Below are 22,356 nucleotides of genomic sequence, written 5' to 3' on the forward strand. Positions count from 1 at the left end.
ATTCATTTATGATTAATAAATGTTATTTTGCGACATATCTAAATAAATCGATTAAAAAATGGCATACGATGTTGAAATGATTCGTCAGGTGTACGAACGTTATCCTGAAAGAATCGCGCAAGCCCGTAAACTTCTTGGGCGTCCCATGACCCTTAGTGAAAAAATTCTTTACTCTCACCTTTCCGGTGATCTTCCTAGTGAACCGTTTAAACGTGGTGATTCATACGTCAACTTTTCACCCGACCGCGTCGCTATGCAGGATGCCACTGCACAGATGGCCGTTCTCCAGTTTATGCAAGCCGGAAAAGATCAGGTTTCTGTCCCTTCGACCGTTCACTGTGACCACCTGATTCTGGCAAAGGAAGGAGCAAAAGAGGACCTCACCAAAGCTGAACAGAACAACAAAGAAGTATACGATTTTCTGGCATCGGCCTCGAAAAAATATGGAATCGGTTTTTGGAAACCGGGAGCAGGAATTATTCACCAGGTGGTACTGGAAAATTACGCTTTCCCGGGGGGAATGATGATTGGAACCGACTCTCACACCCCGAATGCCGGCGGTATGGGAATGGTTGCCATTGGTGTAGGTGGAGCTGATGCCGTAGATGTGATGGCCGGACTGCCCTGGGAACTGAAATTCCCAAAATTGATTGGTGTGAAGCTGACCGGGAAACTCAGCGGATGGACCTCGCCGAAAGATGTTATTCTGAAAGTGGCCGGAATCCTGAGTGTAAAAGGAGGAACCGGAGCCATTGTTGAATATTTTGGCCCGGGAGCTGAATCGATTTCCGGAACCGGAAAAGGTACCATCTGTAATATGGGTGCTGAAATCGGAGCGACAACTTCCACTTTCCCCTTCGATGAGTCGATGAAAAAATACCTGCAAGCAACCGGACGTACCGACGTCGCAGAGATGGCTTCCAAAATCGAAGAACACCTTCGCCCCGATCCGGAAGTAGCAGACAATCCGGAAGCATACTATGACCAGATTATCGAAATTAACCTTTCGGAACTGGAACCACATATCAACGGTCCGTTCACTCCGGATTTGGCGACTCCCGTTTCGCAATTCGGTAAAGTAGCCAAAGAAAACGGATGGCCGTTGAAAATGGAGGTTGGGTTGATTGGTTCTTGTACCAACTCCTCTTACGAAGATATCAGCCGGGCTGCTTCAGTAGCTAAACAGGCTCTCGACAAAGATTTGAAAGTAAAAGCAGAGTTCACCGTTACTCCGGGTTCTGAGCAGGTTCGCTACACGGTTGACCGCGACGGTTACCTTGATACATTCGAGAAAATTGGTGGTGTGGTTCTGGCCAATGCTTGCGGCCCCTGTATCGGACAATGGGCACGTCACAACGCCGAAAACCTGGATGAGAACTCCATCATGACTTCGTTCAACCGGAACTTCTCCAAGCGTAACGATGGTAACCCGAAAACTCACGGTTTTGTGGCTTCACCCGAAATCGTTACTGCATTCTCGATTGCCGGCACGCTCGATTTTAATCCGGCAACCGACTACCTGGAAAATGCGAAAGGAGAGAAAGTTAAACTGGACGAACCGACTGGTGATGATTTGCCAGCCAAAGGTTTTGACGTAAAAGACCCGGGGTTCATTCCGCCTTCGTCTGAAAACAAAAATGTAGACGTCGTCGTGAAACCGGATTCAGAACGTCTCCAGCTGTTGACTCCGTTCGAGCCCTGGGATGGCAAAAACCTGACCGGCATGAAACTGCTGATTAAGGCAAAAGGAAAATGTACCACTGACCATATTTCGATGGCCGGACCATGGCTTCGTTTCCGTGGACACCTCGACAACATTTCCAACAACATGTTGATTGGTGGCGTCAACTACTTTAATGATCGTACGAATGCCGTGAAAAACCAGTTGACCGGTGAAATCGGTGAAGTGCCGGCCACCGCACGTGATTACAAAGCCAAAGGAATCGGCTCGGTTATCGTTGGCGACGAAAACTACGGTGAAGGTTCTTCGCGCGAGCATGCCGCTATGGAACCACGTCATCTCGGCGTACGGGTTGTGCTCGTTCGTTCATTTGCCCGTATCCACGAAACAAACCTGAAAAAACAGGGTATGCTGGCATTGACATTCGACAATCCTGCCGATTACGACAAAGTACAGGAAGACGATACCATCGATGTATTGAAACTGACCGAATTTGCTCCGGGAAGTTCACTGATCGTTGTCCTCCATCATGCTGATGGCACAACCGACGAAATTGTTGCCAATCATACTTACAATGAAGCACAGATTGAATGGTTCAAAGCCGGTTCATGTCTCAATTTCATTAAAGAAAATCAATAAGCTTTCCATAAATGATAAAAAAAGCCGGTAGCAACCGGCTTTTTTTATACAATTTAAACTTTCCATCCTATTATTCTAAAATTTGTATATTATCAATCTCATTCCTTATATTTACACCAACTAACATTCAGAAAAACAAAGGTATGGAATCAGAAAACACGCAAAATGAGCAGACCAATCAAACAGGAGCTCCACACTCCTTTCAACATGAAATTCCTAATGCATCGGTCGTATTAATTCTCGGAATTATCGCCCTGATTATTTCATTTTTCAACAGTCTTGTAGGTATCGTTGCCGGCGTTGTCAGCCTGGTAATGGCCCGCAACGCAGAGCGCCTATACAACGAAACGCCAAGGCTTTACACTCTATCCTCTTTTTCTAATATCCGTAGCGGAAAGACCTGTGCCATCATTGGAATCGTCATCGCCGTTTTAAAAATTATTCTTATCGGAATCATCCTCGGATTGCTTGGAGCATTCATCCCGTGGGATCAAATTACACATGGAAGTATCCAATTATAAAAATAGTTTGATTCTACATTTTTTAACATTTTTTAATACAATTTCTAACCGATTTTAGAATTTCATCTTTTACTTTGAAATGCTGTTTATGAAAATAGTTCTTAAAAGAAAGTTTTAAACGAGTTTTAGTTTTTCTTTTTCAAGGACTTAAAAAACAGATCGCAAATTTGACAGTTGGGTTACTAGCCATCAGGTCATACTATAAAAAATAATCAGCCTTGTCGGAGGCGGCATCAGAAAATGAAAGCTGTCTGATGTTTTGAAAAGGATTGTGCTTAAAAAATAAAAACAGAAAACATTTTCCGATTAGATCTTAATTTATTGAACTAAATACGATTATCATGGAAAAGAACCTTAATGCACCGGAGGTTACCTTTAAGAAAAGCGTAGCCCCGTCTCAGTTCCTTGACGTCAAAACCAGAGAAAACGATTTACTTATGGAAACGGAATGGGATAACTTGGACGAGTACTCTGATTTCGGTGAATTGGAGGATCTGAATCAAATCTACGGAGACATCGACGAGATCTTATAACTGAAGGGGCTTTGGCCCCTTTTTTATTTCCGGCCCCCCTTACTACCTTTGCACAAAACCCGTGCAACCCATTCATGAAAAATACCCTTATTGTTTTGCTTGGTCCTACTGGTGTAGGAAAAACAGATCTCAGCATTGAAATTGCCAAGCACCTTCACACCGAAATCATCTCCTGCGACTCTCGCCAGCTTTACAAAGAAATCCGAATTGGAACTGCTGTTCCGGAAGAAAAATACCTGCAGCAGGTTCCCCATCACATGATTCAAAACCTTTCGGTAGAAGATGAATATAACGCGGGCAAATTCGAATACGATGTGCTGAATGTGCTGGACAAGTTGTTCCAAAACCATCAAACGGTTTTGATGATCGGCGGCTCCATGCTGTACATCGACGCGGTGTGCAAGGGAATCGATGACCTACCGACGGTCGATAAGGAACTGCGTCAAAAACTTCTCGACCGGTTCGATAAAGAAGGACTGGAACCTTTACGCACAGAATTGAAAAAGCTCGACCCGGACTATTATGAGCAGGTGGATCTGAAAAATCCCAAACGCATCCTCCATGCACTGGAGATATATTATATGACCGGAAAACCTTATTCTTCCTTACGGAGAGAAGAAGCCAAAAAACGACATTTCGATATCATCAAAATAGGGTTGAACCGCGACCGCACCGAATTGTACGACCGAATTAATCAGCGCGTGGAGCTGATGATTGAAGAAGGTTTGGTTGAAGAAGCCCGAAGCGTTTACGACAAGCGCCACCTGAACCCATTGAATACTGTTGGCTACAAGGAACTCTTTGCCCATTTCGACGGAGACTTCACGCTGGAACATGCCATCGAACGAATCCAGGCCAACTCCCGAAAATATGCAAGGAAACAACTTACCTGGTTTCGGCGTGATAAAAACATTCGCTGGTTTCATCCTGATGAGAAGGAGCAGGTACTGCAATATATTGACGAACAACTTTCGCAAAGCGAGAAAGCATGAAAGGGGACTTCACCATACGGGTTTATGGATTGATTTTAAAAGGACGAAATGTGCTGCTGACCGACGAATTCCAGTTAGGACAACCAATGACCAAATTTCCCGGTGGTGGACTCGAATACGGCGAAGGAACCATCGAATGTCTGCGGCGGGAATTCAGGGAAGAAATGCAGCAGGAGATTAAAAACATTCAACACTTTTATACCACCGACTTTTTCCAACAAGCAAAGTTCTTCGAGGAAACTCAACTGATGAGCATCTATTACCGGGCTGACTTTGCCAACGAACTCTTCACCGATTTTCCGGTTTCCGCGGAACGAGATTATTCTAACCTGAATAAAAACGGCGATATGCATTTCCGGTGGTGTCCCATCGAAAATATCGGGCAACAGCTCAGTTTTCCGGTTGACAAAAAAGTAGGTGACATGTTGCAGCAAATGGACGATTCCTATTAACATAAAAAAGCGAAAACATCGATATGTGCTTCCGCTCAACTCATTATTTTCCTAAATCCGGTTGTATAATAATCGGAACTAATTATCAGCAGACTTCCGGGATGAATCAATAATCGTCTTCATCCTCTTCTTCTCCACTCTCTTCGTCTGCCACGTCTTCAATTTCGTCAACGTCATCGTCCGTTTCTTCCAGACCTTCCATCACGAAATCATCGCGCAGCGTTCCGTCATCATCATAGTCGTCATCATTTTCGATAATTTCGTACGCCTCATCACGAGTCATTCGGACCAGGTAGTAATATTCTTCCGCTTCAAAAGGCAAAGCCGAAACAATCTCACCCTTCGAATTGGTGTAGGTTACCAGATTGTCTGCAAATCCAAAGGGATACTGGATTTTTATCTGTGTCTGAGTATCGGTGGGAAGTTTATCGTAATCCTTTACAACCCGGGGTTTAGTTATTCTATCCATCTGCAAATCAATTTAGGTCTGAAATAATTTCGTTCGTTTTTTCTAATCTTGACTGCCAAACTGTCTCCGGCAGCATTCACTTCATTTATATGGTCGAAAAATAGTAATTCAGGACATCTAAAAAACAACTTTGAGAAATTTATGAAAAAAAAAATTCTTAAATCCCGTTTTTGCTTTCAATCATCTGTTCTTCAACATATATCCTTCATACTATATAACTATTTTTCTTCCGAAAAATTGCCAAATCTCTTCGCGAACAAAGGGTTTGGGCTTTGGGGTGAAATTCTCTACATTTGTTGATTCTGAAAATAAGCTGAATTAAACATCGAAAAATGAAGCTATCATACACCTGGTTAAAGGATTATATTGACCTGGATTTAACTCCCGGGGAAGTGGCTGAAACCCTGACCCAACTTGGCCTCGAGGTAGGCAGCGTAGATGAGGTAGAAACCGTAAAAGGAGGTTTGAAAGGGATCGTCATTGGTGAAGTGAAAACCTGCGTTCCCCATCCCAATTCCGATCACCTGAGTTTGACTACGGTCGATTTGGGCAACGGAATAGAAAGTCCCATTGTTTGTGGTGCTCCCAATGTGGCGCAGGGACAAAAAGTAGTCGTAGCAACTGTTGGAACTACACTTTATGACGGAGATAAAGAATTTCTGATCAAGAAAGCGAAAATACGGGGCGAAGTTTCGGAAGGGATGATTTGCGCCGAAGACGAAATTGGCCTCGGAACCGACCACGCCGGTATTATGGTATTACCTTCCGAAGCAAAAGTTGGTATGCCCGCCAGTGACTATTTCAATGTAAAAAGTGATTATGTCATTGAGATTGATCTGACTCCAAACCGTATCGATGGTGCTTCACACATCGGTGTGGCCCGCGACCTGGCTGCTTATTTGAAACAAAACGGGAATATCGATTATCACGTTCCTTCGGTAGATCATTTTTCGGTGGACAATCATGATCTGGATATTCCGGTAACCATTGAAAATAAAGAAGCCTGCCCGCGTTATTCCGGAGTAACCATTTCCGGTATTACCGTAAAGGAATCACCCGAATGGCTTCAAAACCGGCTGCGTTTGATTGGACTAAGTCCGATCAATAACATTGTCGATATTACCAACTACGTGTTGTTTGAAACCGGTCAGCCACTTCACGCTTTCGATGCTGCGGAAATTGCCGGTAACAAGGTGATCGTGAAAACGCTTCCCGCCGGAACGAAATTCGTCACCCTCGACGAAGAAGAGCGCGAGCTCGATGCCAATGACCTGATGATTTGCAACGAATCGGAAGGAATGTGTATTGGTGGTGTTTTCGGCGGAATCAAATCAGGTGTAAAAGAATCGACCACGGCCATCTTCCTGGAAAGTGCTTATTTCAACCCGGTTTATATCCGGAAAACGGCCCGGCGTCACGGATTGAATACCGATGCTTCGTTCCGCTTTGAACGTGGCGTCGACCCGAACAACGTGATTTACGCACTGAAAAGGGCAGCATTGTTGATCAAGGAATTGGCCGGCGGAAACATCTCATCCGACATTGTCGATGTAGTAGCCGATTCTTCCGTTATGGACTATTTCCCGGTTACGGTTTCATATCAACATATCAACCGCCTTATCGGGAAAGATATTCCGGCCGAAACCGTGAAAAGTATTCTTACTGCTCTCGAAATAAAAATTGAAGCAGACACTCCGGATAACCTCGATTTGCTGGTTCCACCCTACCGCGTAGATGTACGCCGGGAAGCCGATGTGATTGAGGAAATTTTGCGGGTGTACGGTTACAATAATGTAGAGCCCGAAAGTGCCGTAAAATCAACCATCCAAAATGCAGAGTTTCCAGATAAGATGAAACTCCAGAATTTGCTTTCGGAAATGTTGACGGCTAACGGATTCAACGAGATCATGTCTAACTCGCTGACCAAAGCCGGGTACTATGAAGGGTTGGAGAGTTTCAAGGCTGAAAATACTGTTGAGTTATACAATCCGCTGAGTTCCGATTTGAACGGTATGCGCCAAACATTGATTTTTGGCGGTATGGAGGCGGTTGCCCGGAATACCAACTACCGGAATCCGGATTTGAAACTGTATGAATTCGGTAATGTATACAAGTTCAAAGGCAACAAATCGACCGACAATCCGGTGAAGAATTTCGCCGAGGAAGAGCATATCGGGTTGTGGATTACCGGCGAAGACGAACCGGAGAACTGGACTACACAGAGTCGTCCGACCACATTCTTTACCCTGAAAGCTTTCGTGGAAAATATGTTAACGCGACTGGGACTGGATGTGATGCAAGCCCAGGTGGATACGGTCGATTCCGATATTTTCTCTTCCGGTTTGGAATACAAATTCAATAACCAATTGATTGCCCAAATCGGCTATGTTAGTTCGAAGGTGAAAAAGACTACGGACGTGGACGCTGACGTTTTTTACGGCGACCTGAACTGGACCGCCATATTGAAACTTTTGGACAAGAACGGTGTTTCTTATACGCCGCTTCCCAAATATCCGGAAGTGCGCCGCGACCTGGCTCTTTTACTCAATAACGATGTAAAATTCAGTAGTGTAAAAGAAATTGCCTACAAAACGGAACGGAAACTCTTGCGCAACGTCAGCATTTTCGACGTGTATGAAGGGAAAAACATTCCGGAAGGCAAGAAATCATACGCGGTAAGTTTCTTCCTGCGCGACGAGGAGAAAACACTGAAAGATAAGCAGATTGACAAAGTGATGAAGAAGTTGCTGAGCGCGTTCGAACGCGAACTGAATGCTCAGTTGCGATAAACATCATTAATAAAATAATTCGGGGCCAATTCGAATGTTCGGGTTGGCCCTTTCTTGATTCACAACGCTAATGACGCCCAATACAACCAAAGGGGTTTTGCTGGCTATGACCACAGCCTTTTTATGGGGATTTCTGGCCATTGCCCTGAAAGTGGCCTCAACCATGGTCGACTCGTACACCATTGTATGGTTTCGTTTCACCATCGCTTTCCTGGCTTTGTTCTCCTTCTTTCTCTTCCGGAAACGGGGAATGTTGCGCATTCTTATCAAACCACCATTTATTCTGGTGGTAGCAGCGCTGGCCCTTGGATGGAATTACCTGGGGTTTATGCAGGGTGTTAGTTACACTTCGCCGGGGAATGCACAGGTCATTATCCAGCTTGGACCGGTTTTGCTGGCGTTAGCCGGCATCATCGTCTACAAAGAGAAACTTTCCAAAAGGCAAATCATTGGTTTTATCGTGGCCTCAGTAGGATTTCTACTCTTCTACCGCCAGCAATTAATCACTATGCTGGGCAGAGAAGCCGATTTCAACACGGGCGTACTTTGGATTGTATCAGGAGCTTTTGCCTGGAGCATTTACGCTGTGTTTCAGAAAAAACTGGTGCAAACCCACCATGCCCAGGCAATGAACATGTTTATTTACGGCTTACCGGCCCTTCTTTTCATGCCGGCTGCAAACTTTCGTCACCTGGCAACCCTTACACCGGGTTGGTGGATTCTCCTGATTTTCCTTGCTGCCAACACACTAATTGCATACGGAACGCTGGGAGCTGCCTTCAAATACATCGAAGCGAATAAAATCAGCATCATCGTCGCGATGAATCCCATCATCACCTTCATTACCATGGCCATCCTATCGGAACAACATGTTTCCTGGATTCCACCGGAAAATATTTCCCCACAGGGTTATCTGGCTGCCATTCTTGTGCTTACCGGCGCGGTACTAGTCGTCAAGAGAAAACGAATAAAAGATTGATGACCATTCGTTGAGTTTAGGTGGCTAATTTTTTTTATTTTTTGCCAACCTAAACAAAACGAACTTATGAATCTTAGCTTTGCCAGACTAAACCGGGTCATGCTCGTGCTCATGGCCGCATCCTTATTTTCCTGTCAACACGACAAATCCAAAATAATGACCGTGACCGGCGAAATCCCGGCTTCGCAAATGGGTGTCACGCTTTCGCATGAACATATTCTGGTCGATTTTATCGGTGCCGACAGCATCAGCCCAGACCGGTACAATCGTGAAGATGTGGTAAAACGGGTTCTTCCCTACCTGGAAGCACTAAAACAATACAATGTAAATACGTTTGTCGACGGAACGCCCCAGTTTCTGGGCCGTGACCCCGAATTGCTAAAAGAGTTGTCGGAAAAAACCGGCATGAATTTCATTACCAACACCGGTTGGTACGCCGCCGGAAATTACAAATACTTACCTCAGGAAGCTTTCGATTTAAGTGCCGAAGAAATTGCCGCACGCTGGATTGATGAAGCAAAAAACGGGATTGGGGACACCGGTATAAAACCCGGATTTATTAAGATTGGCGTGAATGATCCGATGACAGAGATGGATGTGAAAATTGTGAAAGCGGCCTGCATCACGCACCTGGCAACCGGACTGACCATCATGTCGCATACGGGACTGGCCGGACCGGCCTTTTCGCAGTTGAAAATTCTGGATGAATACGGAGTTGCGCCGTCAGCTTTTATCTGGACACACGCCATGATAGAGCCGAAAATGGACAAAATCCTCACCGCTGCCGACATGGGAACCTGGATTGGTTTTGACAATCTTACTCCTGAATACAAAATGGTCAGCCGGATGCTGGATCTCCTCAAATACTTTAAGGCTGCCAGACGACTTGATCGGGTTCTGATTTCTCAGGATGCAGGTTGGTACTCTCCGGGAGAATCCAATGGAGGCGATTTTAGGGAATACTCCACCATTTTCGATACGTTGATGATATTGCTCGACAGAGGAGGTTATACTATGGATGAAATTAACCAAATCCTGGTGACCAATCCTGAAAACGCATTCACCATTCGCGTAAGGAAATTACAGAAACAGACTGACAAAACTTCGGATTAGCATTTCCGGGCACTTCCTGTTCCTATTTTTGTAACTTCGTTATTGAATAAAAAAGGGAACAGTTATGACGGATATTCGGGTTACCAAAGGAGATATCACACAACTGAAGGTTGATGTAATTGTGAATGCTGCCAATAATTCACTATTGGGCGGCGGTGGCGTCGACGGTGCCATTCACCGGGCGGCCGGACCAGAACTGCTGGACGAATGCCGTACCCTGAACGGATGTGCGACCGGCGATGCAAAAATCACGAAAGGTTACCATTTGCCTGCAAAATATGTGATTCACACAGTGGGCCCGGTTTGGTCGGGAGGCAATTACAAAGAACGTGAATTGCTGGCCTCGTGCTACCGGCGCAGTCTGGAAATTGCAGTCAGTCATAAACTGAAATCAATTGCCTTTCCCAACATCAGTACAGGCGTATATCATTTCCCAAAAGAAGAGGCTGCGCGCATAGCAGTGACAGAAGTGAAACAGTTTGTAGAAAATTCGCCATTACCTGAGGAAATCATTTTCTGCTGCTTCGACGATGAGAACTATTCCCTTTACCAGGAAGCTTTACGTTGATCAGTCCGAACAATTTTTTCTCTTTTTGCTATTTTCGTCACCATGAAAATTACCATGAAACCGGTCACCAATCCCCACTCCATCGAATTAGTCGCCCGGCTGGCCGAAGAAATCTGGAACGAGCATTACGTGCCAATCATCGGGCAGGAACAAGTCGACTACATGATTGGGAAATACCAGTCGGTTCCGGCAATTACCAACCAGATTGACAACGAAGGCTACATCTATTTCCTGATATACGCCCAAGAAAAAGCGGTAGGATACGTCGGAATACAAATCAGGGACAAGGAACTGTTCCTGAGCAAATATTACGTGCACAGTTCGCAGCGTGGGAGAGGATACGGAAAAGAGGCGCTGGAATTCATCCGCCAATATGCGGTCGAGAGAGGGTTGAAAGGTATTTCCCTTACGGTGAATAAATTCAACTCGAACAGCATTGCTGCCTACGAAAGAATGGGGTTTCTCAATCTTGGGCCTACCGTCGCAGATATTGGCAACGGCTTCATCATGGATGACTACAAAATGCGCCTTCCGCTGGATTAATTCCGGAAAACCGGATTAGGTAAACAGTTCGGCCAGGCTACCGTAATAGTCTTCTTCCCAACCACTTTTCATGTTATCGAAAGCTTCGTCGGGAATGTTGGTCTGATGAATCTCCATGCTGGTTCCATGCTTGTCGGGATGCAGTTTAATGGTGACGACCGAATCTTCATCCTCACCGAAATACCACTTCTGAACAATTTTTTTATCCTGTTCGAACTCTACATTCTCGCCCGATATAGCTCCATCCCAAATGCTGAACTGCGAGCCCGGCTCGGTACTCATCACCGCCGGTTCACCTGTCCAGATTTCTAGCATAACCGGGTTGACCAACGCATTATACACATCTGCTGGCGATGCTTTCAGCTTAAAATATTTCTTGAACTCTTTCATCGAAATTTCTTTTTTATCGGGATTATTCGGTCCAAAAATACGGAGAATATCCGGTGTGCGTCATTTATCAGGCTCAATATAAAGCAAACTTTCTATTTTTGTCCATCGATTAATAAGAGAGTAACGATATTATGATAACGAAAGTACGAGATTACGCCAACCTGGTTAAATTCGAACATACTATTTTTGCCTTACCATTTGCACTTGTCGGTTTCACACTGGCTATTACCCAAACAGCATCTGTTTTTCGCTGGGAAGAATTGATTGCGGTTCTGCTTTGCATGGTTTTTGCCCGGAACACCGCCATGGGCTTCAACCGGTATCTCGACCGTGAAATTGATGCGGAAAATCCTCGCACAGCCCAGCGTGAGATTCCTGCCGGTATTGTTACCGCTCGCAATGCTGCTGTTTTTGTGGCCATCAACGCGATTCTGTTCATCGCCACAACGTGGTTCATTAATCAGCTGGTCTTTTTCCTTTCGCCAATCGCTTTGATTGTCGTGATGGGCTACAGCTACATGAAGCGCGTCACTCCGCTTTGCCATTTTGTGTTGAGCGCCGGACTGGCTTTGGCGCCGATCGGAGCGTATCTGGCGGTAACCGGGAAGTTTGCGCTGGTTCCTATCCTGTTTTCGTTCATTGTCTTTTTCTGGGTTAGCGGATTCGACATTATTTATGCATCGCAGGATGTGGAGTTCGACCGAAATAAAGGATTGAACAGTGTTCCGGTTTTACTGGGCGTGAAGAAAGCACTGCGTTTTTCAGCACTCGTGCATGTGCTGGCCGCCATTATGGTTGTATGGGCCGGCATCGATTTACATGCCAACTGGCTGTACTGGACCGGTGCTGCCATTTTTGTTGCATTACTTACTTACCAGCAAAGCATCGTAAAGCATGACGACCTAAGCAAAGTAGGTCTGGCATTTGGTACCACCAACGGCGTCGCCAGTGTGATTTTCGCCGTTTTTGTGATTACGTCTCTATATATCTAACAATTTTATGCAAGGACAGATGTAGCAAGTTGTACTAATTCCCAATCCTGTATCTATCAATAGAGAAGCTCTGTGGAGAAAATAACAATAGCTGTGTAAGAAGTCTTTATTCGCTACTTAGGTTTAGCAGAATTTTTGAGTTCAAAGCTCACATGACATAACTGAGTAAAATATTCACACACCCATCTTATTGAAGACTGTTTATTCACATTTGACTGCGCTCTCCAACAACACTGATATCCAAGCAAAACAATACGGTCGATATAGAATATTCTATTGAATCAACTTGTCAGAATAAATAAGAGCATCTCCCAAATTTACAGTTGCTTCCTTTTGGGGATTTAACCATTTGAAAGCAATGATATGGTTTGTCTTAGGCAATTGGTATTTCCAAAATACATCTACTCTCCGGGCAGGCGACGATGCTACTGGCAAGAGAATGATTTCGGCTTCATTTCCGTCAACAGACACAGCAATTTTTGCCACATAATCTTCGTCCGAACATCGTATATAACCACGTATCACTGCCCCAATCCCGTTAAAAGTAACTTTAGCGACTTCCTCTTTTGTCAACAAAATATTCAGGGGTTTTCTGTCAACCGGGAAATGTCCTTCAAATGATTTTTCCAACTGTACCGGAACCGGTTTTTGACAGGCAATTGTTACTAGGGAATCGTTTATCTCTCCTCCGTTTTTCAGAACTACCTGTAATGCCTGTTTCAATCCTAAGTTATACACATCGTGTAACGAAAGATTGGTATAAGCAAAATTACGGTCTTCCACTTCATACAGATTTTTCTTCCAGTATTCGGGAATATGACTGTATCCTAACATAGTTCCCAGAATTCCTCCGGCAGTAGCCGGATTACAGTCCGCATCCTGTCCGCATCGTGTTGCAATATTGAGTGTTTTTGTATAATCTCCCCGGCCGTAAAGTAATCCAATTACTACGTATGCACTGTTAATCTTCGCATCGATGTCCAAAGGATTAAACACACCGTCCGGACAACCATAATCCTCGCTCCACTTCTTCTGACATTCAAACCAGGTTTGCTTCCAGTCATCAGGATACTGGGAGTGCCACTTGATTACGTCGGCGATGCACTGGTGAAAGGTGCTTTTCTCCGGAATTGTTTTCAAGGCTTCTGTAACAATGGCTTCAATATCGTCTAAAACAAAAGCCAGCGAATACATTGCTCCAACAAAAACACCTCCGTACCAGCCATCACCGTAGCAAATCATATGGCCAATTTTGTCAGAAAACCGGCTTGCGGTATTGGGCATTCCGGGTGACATTAAACCCGCATAATCTGCTTCAATCTGATAGTCTATATCATCGGCATGCGGATTATTGAGCCAATTTCCGGACTCTGTTGGCTTTATTCCGTGAAGAATGTTGTAACGAGCCTGTTGGTTAGCATGCCACAACGGATACTCTGAAGTTGCAAAAGCCTTTGCTATAGAATCGATTGGAGCATCAATCCCCAACCGGTCGAAAACAGCAACAAACGTTAGATCCATATATACATCATCGTATAATCCGGGGAAAGTATCATAATATTTTTTAATCGCACCATCGGGCCATTTGATCGGAATATAATCCTGAATCAGGGTTCCGTTGTAAATAAACTCAACAGGGCCGCCATAGGTACACCCGATGGTTTGTCCGGCCCATCCACCCTTTATTTTATCGGCAAGAACAGATTTGGTAATGGTTATTTCTTCAGGAATAGAAACACTCGTCTCATTCTGTTTTGTTGCTGAACAGGAGATAACAAGGTCAATAATTAAAAATGTGGCGATTAAAAAAATATATATCCTCATAGTAATTGATTTTACAACTCCACTTCGCGCAAGTAAGTAATCGAAGATTGAGTCATGCTCACCCCTATCGGTATTTGTATTAGTCCTCCGATAGTCATTATTTTTCTTCTTTATCTTTCTTTACATCATTTATTTTTCTCGACTACCAGTTGAATTAACTGCTCTGGTTCGTTGGTGGTTATAAAGTCAACACCTTCGTTTAAATAATGAACCAATTCTTTTGCATCGTTTACAGTCCAAACATTTACAGTGAGGCCAACTTTGTGTGCTTTACCGATCAATGATGAATCACGTTGAAAAGAATAAAAAGGATAATCTAGACCTGATATTTTATCAGATGCAAGAGTTTCTATGGATTTATCATCCTTCAAATAAGCAATATGAGTTGTCGGATCCAATTCCCGGATACGCAGTAATGCACCATAATTGAAACTAATATAATCCACCCAGGCCTGAGCTTTCAGGTCATGTACCATGCGAACCACGGCATCAGTCAATTCCAGAGTTCGTTGCTGACTGATTTGTGACGATTTGATTTCCAACACCAGGCGAGTTTTGTTTTGCAGAACTGTTGTTTTCAGGTATTGCTCCAGACTAGGAACACCTTCATCGTTTTCGAGATCAATGGCATGCAGCTCCTTTGCCGTGGTTTTTTCTACTACCTTTCCTCTAATTGAAGGATCGTGACAAATTACTGGAACATGATCGGCCGACCACCAAACATCAAACTCAGAAGCTGCACACCCGAGAGCAATCGCACTTTTTAAAGAGCCTATGGAATTCTCACTTCCCGGTTGATTTTTCCATGCCCCCCGGTGAGCGACGACCGGAGTATGGATAAATTCATCTTTAACCAGATTATATTCAACGGATTTTTCACCGAATCCAACAGTTATTCCATAACAGAAGCCAGGTATTGCAGCAGTTAACCGGGTTAAACTCTTTAAATAAACCTTCCCTTCCCGATCGATACGAAACAAACCTGCAGTATCTTTTTGCAATACAATGTTGCCTTTCGCAAAATTGCCCGATATTACAAATCTGCCAATAAAAGCTCCCTTTTGATTCAATGGAATCCTGTAGTTGGTTAAAACCGGCAGAGTCGTTTGCCTGTTACCGGCACTTACCTGTAAAGAGAAGATAATAGTTAACGCCAGCCCGCTCAATATCTGAAATAGGTTTTTCATATTAAATTCTTAAAAGAATGCTTTAACATTTTAGGCTAAAGCACTCTCAAGTTAAGACACTCATTATCAAACAGCAAAATCTTATTTCGAAGGAAATGAATAATCAAATTCCTTTCCTCCGGATGTTCTGATATAACTGTCAAACGCTCTTTCATTTTCATGAAGGACAATTACACGTGCTCCCCGCTTCAGGATTTCGTGATATGCAGAAGCATAGCCGGTTTTACGGCCATACGCCAAACAGATTCCATCCAATTCCCCGGCAAAATCGTTGTTATGATCGTGCCCGACAAAAACACCCATTACATCTCCCATTTCGACAAACGAAGCAAAAAGCCCGCTGTTTAAAGAAGGTGAACAAACCGTTTCAGAATGATTTTCAAGTACATTTTCCTGATTTCTAACAAGTTCATATTCCGGAAACGGTATGTGGAAAAATGCCAGTGCAGGAATCCTCTTTCCCTCCTCAGAGCTGAAGCGTTTACTTGTGCGACGATACCACTGAATCTGATCATTTTTGATCCAATCGTATCCCTCCACCTGGGGCATCGACGAGTAGGCGTGGGAATCAAAAAGATATAACACACACTCTGTTTTTCGCGTATCAACAGATTTCACTTCCCAAAAACAATTACCTTCTCCCGACAGTGATTTGTCGCTATTCCTGCTGAGATTATAAGGGTCCTTCTGCAAAAGTTGAAGTACCTCATTTTTGGGCATATCCGATTCCGTATCGTGATTGCCAAACACAATGGCAAACGGCACTTTTAGGTCAGTCATTGGGCGAATTACTTCTTTCCATCCCTCTTCTGCTCCTTTTGAAACAACCACATCACCTGTAATAATAACCAAATCAGGCTGTTCTTCCTGAATCAACTTACGCATTAGTTGAACTGTGCTATCGTTATATGCAGCATATTCCCCACCTTTAATCCAGTGCAAATCGGTAAATTGAATAATCTTAAATGTTCCGTTTTTAAACGACAGGACAGGTTTAGCAGAAAACACGTCTAATGTTGAAAGGACAATGGCCAGTATTAAAGAAACTCTCATTTTCATTGTAATGTTCTTTTTTAGTTGGTTGCCGGTGTTAGCTTCACAAAGGTCACTCCATGATATGGTACTTCGGTTGAAAAGCTATTTTCAAAAGTTCCCAGCTCCCTTTGCCGCCACAAATCACGGACAACTACTTTACCTGATAGATTGAGGAAAGCGAAATCGAGGCTCATATCATACTTTTTCTGTTGGATGGCTTCGCCTTCTTCTTTATTCCATAAAATGAAATAAGGATCGACGTGAAAGAAGCCCACAGCAATCGATCCGTCTTCAAGATATTTGTACCAAATCTGGCCATTATCTACCATTATTTTATGGACCGGCATCACTGCTGGATCCTGATCAACACCAATTACCTCATCGTTGGTCAACAGGTTAATTGTAAAATCGTCCATATCGCTCATATCACAACCGATTAACAGGGGGGAGGATAAAATACACCACAAACTAATGTGCGAATATTGTTCATCGGGAGTGAGATATGATTCATGCACGTTGGCTCCCCAACCCATACCCAGTTTCCCGACGACAAGCATGTCAGGATCATTGTATTTTCCAGGACGGGTAACAGGAGCACACACGTCCTGAAAGAACCCAATACTTCTGACAATATTCCATTCATCGGTAATATCGCGCGTGGTACGCCACTGATTTCCCCCGGCTTCACGAGCCCAATTCCAGACATTCGGAGCACCAAAACCTACACAATAAACAATATCCCTCGGTACTCTATCAAGCGCATCGCGCATCACGACATAGGGTTCCTTAATTAGTTCTTCGGTTGGAACCGGGGCAATTTCGGAGTAATAGCAGTAATCGTATTTCAAATAATCTACTCCCCAGTCAGCCCAGGTCTTCGCGTCCTTCTCCTCATAACCATAGCTTCCCAAGTGACCGCCACAAGTTCTTGGCCCGGGTGAAGAATAAATACCAAACTTAAGTCCCATTTCGTGGATAGAGTCGCACAAGCGCTTAAAGTCGGAGAATTTTTCGTTTCCCATAAGCTCTCCGTTTGCCGAACGTTTATTGGCTTCCCAGCCATCGTCTATATTAATGTAACTCCACCCATGGTTCATCAGTTTTTCCTTCATAAAGCTGGCAGCATCCACCACTTTCTGCTCATCAACCTTCAATCCCCAGCAATTCCAGCTATTCCATCCCATGGGAGGAGTTAATGCAATTTCGTCGCCCGCCTGAACCCTGACCACTCTCGCATCAGTTCCCAGTTCATTTTTGGCTTGCAATATCATACTATAAGTACCTGATTTTGTCAGCATCCCGCTGATAATCCCGGTTCGGGTATCCAGTTCCAGCCCTTCCGGCATATTTTGTACTGAGAAAGACATCGGGCGATTTCCGGTGGCTGCAATTGTCAGTAAAAAAGGATTACCGGGCCTTACCCCAAAAACTTTTGCATTATTAATTTTGGGCTTTGGCGAAGGTTTTGGAGTTAGAATATACTTTTCTGTTTTTATCGGCTCAGGCATCACTGCTTCAGGAACGACCTCTCCTTTGGTTTCAAAACGTACATTAAGCCAATCGGCATGATCATACATTATGCCATCACCGCCTTCTGTCACCAAAAAAGCCAGTTTTTTAATATTCTTCAGAGTAATGTTAAAAGACTTCGCCGGCATTCCCTTTTGCATCAGACCACTTCGCCATATGATTTGCTGGTCTGCCAGGATCTGAAACTCCATCTTTCCTGCAAAGTCATTCCGGTCGTCGGCACCTACCTGCCCGGAAAGAAATTTTGCCTTGCCGTCCAGCCGGACGATAAACCGACTTATTGAATGTGTTCCGATTCCCCGTTTATATTTTATGCCTGCTACAGACAACTGAGTGCCCAGAATTGAACGATTCACCATTGGTGTTCCCCAGTCCTGATACATCCTACTCACATTCAACTCGTCCAGCCATATCGTTTTTGACTGAACACAAAAGGGCAAAAGAGAGATCAGGAATCCGAATATTATTTTCTTCATAGTCGTAGTGAAAAAGTTAGTTCATCAAATAGGTTAGTTTGTCTTCACAATATACTCATCAACAATCAGTCAAAAAGCCTCCGGGATACCCCGGAGGCCCACCCTATGCGAAAGGTTGAATCCGAACCTATAAAGGATCCATTAAAACTAGTGCTGTTGTCTATATTTCATTATTCTCTGACCACTGAAATTCCCTTCCCTGTCCCGATGTAGACTTTATTTTCTAATACACGAATACATTGCACCCGATTATCTATCAGGTTACTGTTGGCCGTAGTATAGGTTTTCCATTTTGTTCCGTCGAATACGGATACTCCTTTATTGGTCCCCACCCAGATTTTGCCATACGAATCTTCAGCAATTGCCAGAATCAGATTCTCCACCAGTCCGCTGTTTTCTTTTTTGTAAATCGTCCAGTTTGTCCCGTCAAACTGAGCAAGACCATTGCAGGTTCCAATCCATATATTCCCTTGGGAATCGGCTGTCACGGAATACACGTCGTCATCTGGCAATAGACTGTTTTCCTTATTGAATAGTATCCAGGTACCTTTGTCATATCTTGAAAGACCGTGATATGTCCCAAACCACATGCGGTTTTGAGAATCGCATGTTATCGCAACGACAGAGTTGTCCCCTAGATTCACTTCACGGTCATTATAAACAATCCAGTGCTTTCCATCGAGATTTGCTACACCACCGTTTTTTTCATTCACATCAATTTCGCCCTGCCCGTTCAGATTGACAGCGCCTCCGCCCCAGTCACCAACCCATATGCTTCCTTTGCTATCTGACGAAATGGTATTCACCGAATTTGTGGGAGATGCATCTTTGACCTTTTCCCATTCAATTCCATCTTTGCTTTTATAAACACCACCACCCCAGAGGCCTGCCCATTTGGTATTATCATCCGCGATAAACAGTGTTTCTACGTAACTTTCAGGCCCTCTCGTTTCCCACTTTCCATCAACATACTCAAAAACACCAGCCCACGTACCAGCCCACAGATTTCCATTCTGATCAAAACAGATGGCCCGAATATCATTTTTAGGAGAAAACGAATCCTCAATCCGATAATTTGTCCATTCTTCAGTGCATCCCGTGTACAAGAAGAAAGAAAAAAACAGGTTGATTAGTATGATTAGCTTCTTCATGTTTTCCGATTTAAAGTTGTTTCCGAGATTCCAGCCAGTTCCGGTAATCAGTATACAGTTTTCCCGAATTCGGATGGCCGACTGTTGCAATTGATTCCGGCTTATTCATGATACCCATGTATTGGTAAACAAGAATTTTGTCAACGAATGGAGAAATATCTTCCATCTGCTTCAGTATCCGTTCGAAATCAGCCGGAACAAGGGCACTATCATACACGTCTCCTTCAAACTCGAAAATTTCCATATCGGCCCAAAGTTTCGACCGTCCGGCTTTCGTGTGAACCTTGCTCAATGCTTCATAGTACTTTCCTGCCGTTCCGACTTTTGTCTTCTTTACCCCGATTTCGTCCTGATAAGCTATGATGTCGATATCCAGTTGCTCCAGTTTTCGGACGTAATTATCATCAGCTCTGACAGATTTCGTGCCGTAAGGCGCTATTAAATTTACAGAGTTAGGAGTCAGTTCCTTGGCCTTTTTATTGCATCGATTAACATATTGTATTGTCGTGTCATCAATGGTGTTCCACAGACCTGATTCGTTAGGATAGTACCACCCGTAAAAACTCTTGTGATGGGCGTATTTTTCAGCGACTTCTTCCATTCCCTTCTCGCGCAAGCGAGCCACCTCTTCACTCGTCATCATTTTGTTCCCCTCGCGCCAGTCTGCCCAAAAATCGTTACTTACAAAAAACTTGATCCCACATTCATCGGCAGCTGATAAAACAGCTTCCAAAGGATCTGGGCATGCATAGTCATAACGAGGCTGAAGTTTTGACGGATAAAACGTTTTTCCGTCATTCGCGACAGCCATTAGAACAAGGTATTCCATGCCTAGTTCGCTATGCTCTTTCACCTTAGCTTTCCATTGTTCTGTCGTGAATTGAGGCAAAATCGGATTCCAGTATTTACCCTCCGGAGCATATCCATGCGTAAACTCAAACCAGGAGCCTGAAATGGGTTTAATTGCTGAATTCGAACCCATTCCGGATAATGTGGAAGCGACCAACTGATTTCGCAGCAACAAGGCGGTCGACGCGACGCCCGATATCTGTAAAAATTTCCGTCTATCCATGATTTCCTACTATGTTTTATTACCAATTCATTTTAAATCCATTCCGACAACATTGTTCCGGGCAAGATGCTACCGGGAAGTTTGTTTATTCTTTATATAATTCTGATAATCTATATATAACTTAACGGTCGCTTCTTCTCCCAAACGTATCGACATAACGGGATTACTGAAAACTCCTGGATATTGGTAGCAAAGTATCTTTTCGAAATTGTCAAAAAGAGTCAGATCGTGAACAATCTCGTTGATAGGACGAGGATACAAATAACCTTCCTTGTGAAAAAGAAACGCTTCCAAATCGAACCAGAGATGCGCATGGGCATCGTCACACCACTTTTGCAATTTTTGTGCAGCCTGAACTCCGGAAAGATCACTTTTCGGCATCCTGCCAAAGCCAAACGGACATAGAATGTCCAGATTCTTTAATAACTCGGGATAAACTTTTTCAGCTTTAGGCACATCGAAACTGCTGGTGGCAAGCATGATCGGTTTATCAGGTGCCAAAGCTGTGCTGAACGCTTTGAATCCTTTAAAGAAATTGACCATATCATTTTGTCGCCGTATCCGGTCCTGATCATTTGTTGCATAAGCATCGAGCCCCCCCGAATTTTCCTCCGAAACGTACCACCCGTAAAATGACCTGTGATGTCCGTATCGCTCCCATAATTCACTTGCAACCCTTTTGTGCCACTCCAAAGAAGCCTGTGTAAAATCGAACCAGGCATACATGCCCACCCCTACCAGAACATTCATCCCAAGTTTATCAGCCTCAGAAAGAATGGCCTCAATCGGATCGTGTGCCGTAATGGACATTCGTCCTGAATATAATTTTGAAGGATAAAAAGCTTTCCCGTGGTATCCCTCCTGTTCAATGCGGTGTTTGTCGACATATGCTTCATTTCGGAATGCCTCCTGAATGACAATGATATCCATGCCGATTTTGTGCATCAACTGCACCAGCTCTTTCCATTGATCATCAGTCATTTTTTGCAATGCGGGATTCCACATTTTCCCTTCGGTTTCGCTCCAGTGGTAAAGTCCGGTCCAGGCGCCGTCAATCGTTTGAGTCGAACGAATTTTCGACTCAATAATCCTTATCGGTTTTTCGACCAACTGCCGGTAGTCTTTCCCCCGTACAACGAGAATAATCCTGTTGTCACCGACCTTATCTGCTGTCGGCATGATAAATTTTACACATCGGGTGGAATTAGCGTCAACAGTAATCTTTTTTCGGAATAAGAGAGCTTCCTTAGTTTCATTGTTGAAATAAACCAGCACCTCAACCTGTTTCTCCTGTCCTCCGGAGTTGTATATCCCTGCCCTTATATCCAGATCCACTTTATTGGTTATTACTGATGGCGGAATAAGCGTCAGACCAATTCCTTGCCCGGCGGCCCGATTAAGGAACGAGAAACAGAAAGAT

Annotated in this window: 20 protein-coding genes; 11 read left to right on the top strand and 9 right to left on the bottom strand. The window is 44.0% G+C overall.

Annotation, left to right across the window (positions count from 1 at the left end; translation table 11 throughout):
- Window positions 1-58 precede the first annotated feature (58 nt).
- The 5 genes from GJU87_RS14140 to GJU87_RS14160 all read left to right on the top strand — a co-directional run bounded on the left by GJU87_RS14140 (window position 59) and on the right by GJU87_RS14160 (window position 4,818).
- On the top strand, window positions 59-2,320 hold the full coding sequence (locus GJU87_RS14140) for an aconitate hydratase (RefSeq protein ID WP_153640101.1): 2,262 nt from the start codon (window positions 59-61) through the stop codon (window positions 2,318-2,320).
- A 143-nt stretch (window positions 2,321-2,463) separates the two neighbouring features.
- A complete protein-coding gene (locus tag GJU87_RS14145) occupies window positions 2,464-2,841 on the top strand; it encodes a CCC motif membrane protein (RefSeq protein ID WP_153640102.1) in 378 nt (125 codons plus the stop codon).
- A gap of 341 nt (window positions 2,842-3,182) precedes the next feature.
- Window positions 3,183-3,374, top strand: coding sequence for a hypothetical protein (locus GJU87_RS14150; protein WP_106540182.1), 192 nt, complete (start codon window positions 3,183-3,185; stop codon window positions 3,372-3,374).
- Window positions 3,375-3,448: 74 nt separating this feature from the next.
- On the top strand, window positions 3,449-4,366 hold the full coding sequence (miaA, locus tag GJU87_RS14155; protein WP_153640103.1) for a tRNA (adenosine(37)-N6)-dimethylallyltransferase MiaA: 918 nt from the start codon (window positions 3,449-3,451) through the stop codon (window positions 4,364-4,366).
- Entirely contained in the window at window positions 4,363-4,818 is a 456-nt protein-coding gene (locus tag GJU87_RS14160; protein WP_153640104.1) for an NUDIX domain-containing protein, read from the top strand. The genes miaA and GJU87_RS14160 overlap by 4 nt, the downstream gene beginning before the upstream one ends.
- Before the next feature lie 106 nt (window positions 4,819-4,924).
- On the opposite strand, the gene GJU87_RS14165 is transcribed toward GJU87_RS14160, so the two are convergent.
- Window positions 4,925-5,287 carry a hypothetical protein gene (locus tag GJU87_RS14165; RefSeq protein ID WP_153640105.1) on the bottom strand — a complete coding sequence of 121 codons (363 nt, stop codon included), beginning with the start codon at window positions 5,285-5,287 and terminating at the stop codon, window positions 4,925-4,927.
- A 332-nt stretch (window positions 5,288-5,619) separates the two neighbouring features.
- Between GJU87_RS14165 and pheT the strand changes: the two genes are divergently transcribed.
- The 5 genes from pheT to GJU87_RS14190 all read left to right on the top strand — a co-directional run bounded on the left by pheT (window position 5,620) and on the right by GJU87_RS14190 (window position 11,279).
- Window positions 5,620-8,076, top strand: coding sequence for a phenylalanine--tRNA ligase subunit beta (gene pheT / locus GJU87_RS14170; protein WP_153640106.1), 2,457 nt, complete (start codon window positions 5,620-5,622; stop codon window positions 8,074-8,076).
- Between the two features lie 70 nt (window positions 8,077-8,146).
- On the top strand, window positions 8,147-9,055 hold the full coding sequence (locus GJU87_RS14175; RefSeq protein WP_153640107.1) for a DMT family transporter: 909 nt from the start codon (window positions 8,147-8,149) through the stop codon (window positions 9,053-9,055).
- A gap of 66 nt (window positions 9,056-9,121) precedes the next feature.
- Window positions 9,122-10,168, top strand: coding sequence for a phosphotriesterase (locus tag GJU87_RS14180; RefSeq protein ID WP_153640108.1), 1,047 nt, complete (start codon window positions 9,122-9,124; stop codon window positions 10,166-10,168).
- 64 nt (window positions 10,169-10,232) lie between these two features.
- Entirely contained in the window at window positions 10,233-10,736 is a 504-nt protein-coding gene (locus GJU87_RS14185) for an O-acetyl-ADP-ribose deacetylase (RefSeq protein ID WP_153640109.1), read from the top strand.
- Window positions 10,737-10,778: 42 nt separating this feature from the next.
- Window positions 10,779-11,279 (top strand): GNAT family N-acetyltransferase, encoded by a 501-nt coding sequence (locus tag GJU87_RS14190; protein ID WP_153640110.1) that lies wholly within the window; start codon window positions 10,779-10,781, stop codon window positions 11,277-11,279.
- Between the two features lie 15 nt (window positions 11,280-11,294).
- Here GJU87_RS14190 and GJU87_RS14195 read toward each other — a convergent pair whose 3' ends face one another.
- Window positions 11,295-11,669, bottom strand: a complete 375-nt coding sequence (locus GJU87_RS14195) for an SRPBCC domain-containing protein (RefSeq protein ID WP_153640111.1) — start codon at window positions 11,667-11,669, stop codon at window positions 11,295-11,297.
- Window positions 11,670-11,800: 131 nt separating this feature from the next.
- On the opposite strand from GJU87_RS14195, the gene GJU87_RS14200 reads away from it, so the two are divergent.
- Entirely contained in the window at window positions 11,801-12,661 is an 861-nt protein-coding gene (locus tag GJU87_RS14200) for a UbiA-like polyprenyltransferase (RefSeq protein ID WP_153640112.1), read from the top strand.
- Between the two features lie 273 nt (window positions 12,662-12,934).
- Here GJU87_RS14200 and GJU87_RS14205 read toward each other — a convergent pair whose 3' ends face one another.
- The 7 genes from GJU87_RS14205 to GJU87_RS14235 form a co-directional block, all read right to left on the bottom strand.
- Window positions 12,935-14,485, bottom strand: a complete 1,551-nt coding sequence (locus tag GJU87_RS14205) for an ADP-ribosylglycohydrolase family protein (protein ID WP_153640113.1) — start codon at window positions 14,483-14,485, stop codon at window positions 12,935-12,937.
- A gap of 125 nt (window positions 14,486-14,610) precedes the next feature.
- The gene (locus GJU87_RS14210) at window positions 14,611-15,672 is read right to left on the bottom strand and encodes a glycerophosphodiester phosphodiesterase family protein (protein WP_153640114.1); all 1,062 of its coding nucleotides are present in this window, start codon (window positions 15,670-15,672) and stop codon (window positions 14,611-14,613) included.
- Window positions 15,673-15,753: 81 nt separating this feature from the next.
- The gene (locus GJU87_RS14215; protein WP_153640115.1) at window positions 15,754-16,731 is read right to left on the bottom strand and encodes a metallophosphoesterase family protein; all 978 of its coding nucleotides are present in this window, start codon (window positions 16,729-16,731) and stop codon (window positions 15,754-15,756) included.
- A gap of 14 nt (window positions 16,732-16,745) precedes the next feature.
- Window positions 16,746-18,713, bottom strand: coding sequence for an NPCBM/NEW2 domain-containing protein (locus GJU87_RS14220; protein WP_153640116.1), 1,968 nt, complete (start codon window positions 18,711-18,713; stop codon window positions 16,746-16,748).
- A gap of 170 nt (window positions 18,714-18,883) precedes the next feature.
- The gene (locus GJU87_RS14225; RefSeq protein ID WP_153640117.1) at window positions 18,884-19,864 is read right to left on the bottom strand and encodes a two-component regulator propeller domain-containing protein; all 981 of its coding nucleotides are present in this window, start codon (window positions 19,862-19,864) and stop codon (window positions 18,884-18,886) included.
- A 10-nt stretch (window positions 19,865-19,874) separates the two neighbouring features.
- The gene (locus GJU87_RS14230) at window positions 19,875-20,936 is read right to left on the bottom strand and encodes a DUF4434 domain-containing protein (RefSeq protein ID WP_228492000.1); all 1,062 of its coding nucleotides are present in this window, start codon (window positions 20,934-20,936) and stop codon (window positions 19,875-19,877) included.
- 69 nt (window positions 20,937-21,005) lie between these two features.
- Window positions 21,006-22,271: a DUF4434 domain-containing protein gene (locus GJU87_RS14235; RefSeq protein WP_228492001.1), complete on the bottom strand. Its 1,266-nt coding sequence runs from the start codon at window positions 22,269-22,271 to the stop codon at window positions 21,006-21,008.
- Window positions 22,272-22,356: the final 85 nt, after the last annotated feature.

The organism is Prolixibacter sp. NT017 (assembly GCF_009617875.1).
In the GTDB taxonomy this organism is placed as follows: Bacteria; Bacteroidota; Bacteroidia; order Bacteroidales; family Prolixibacteraceae; genus Prolixibacter.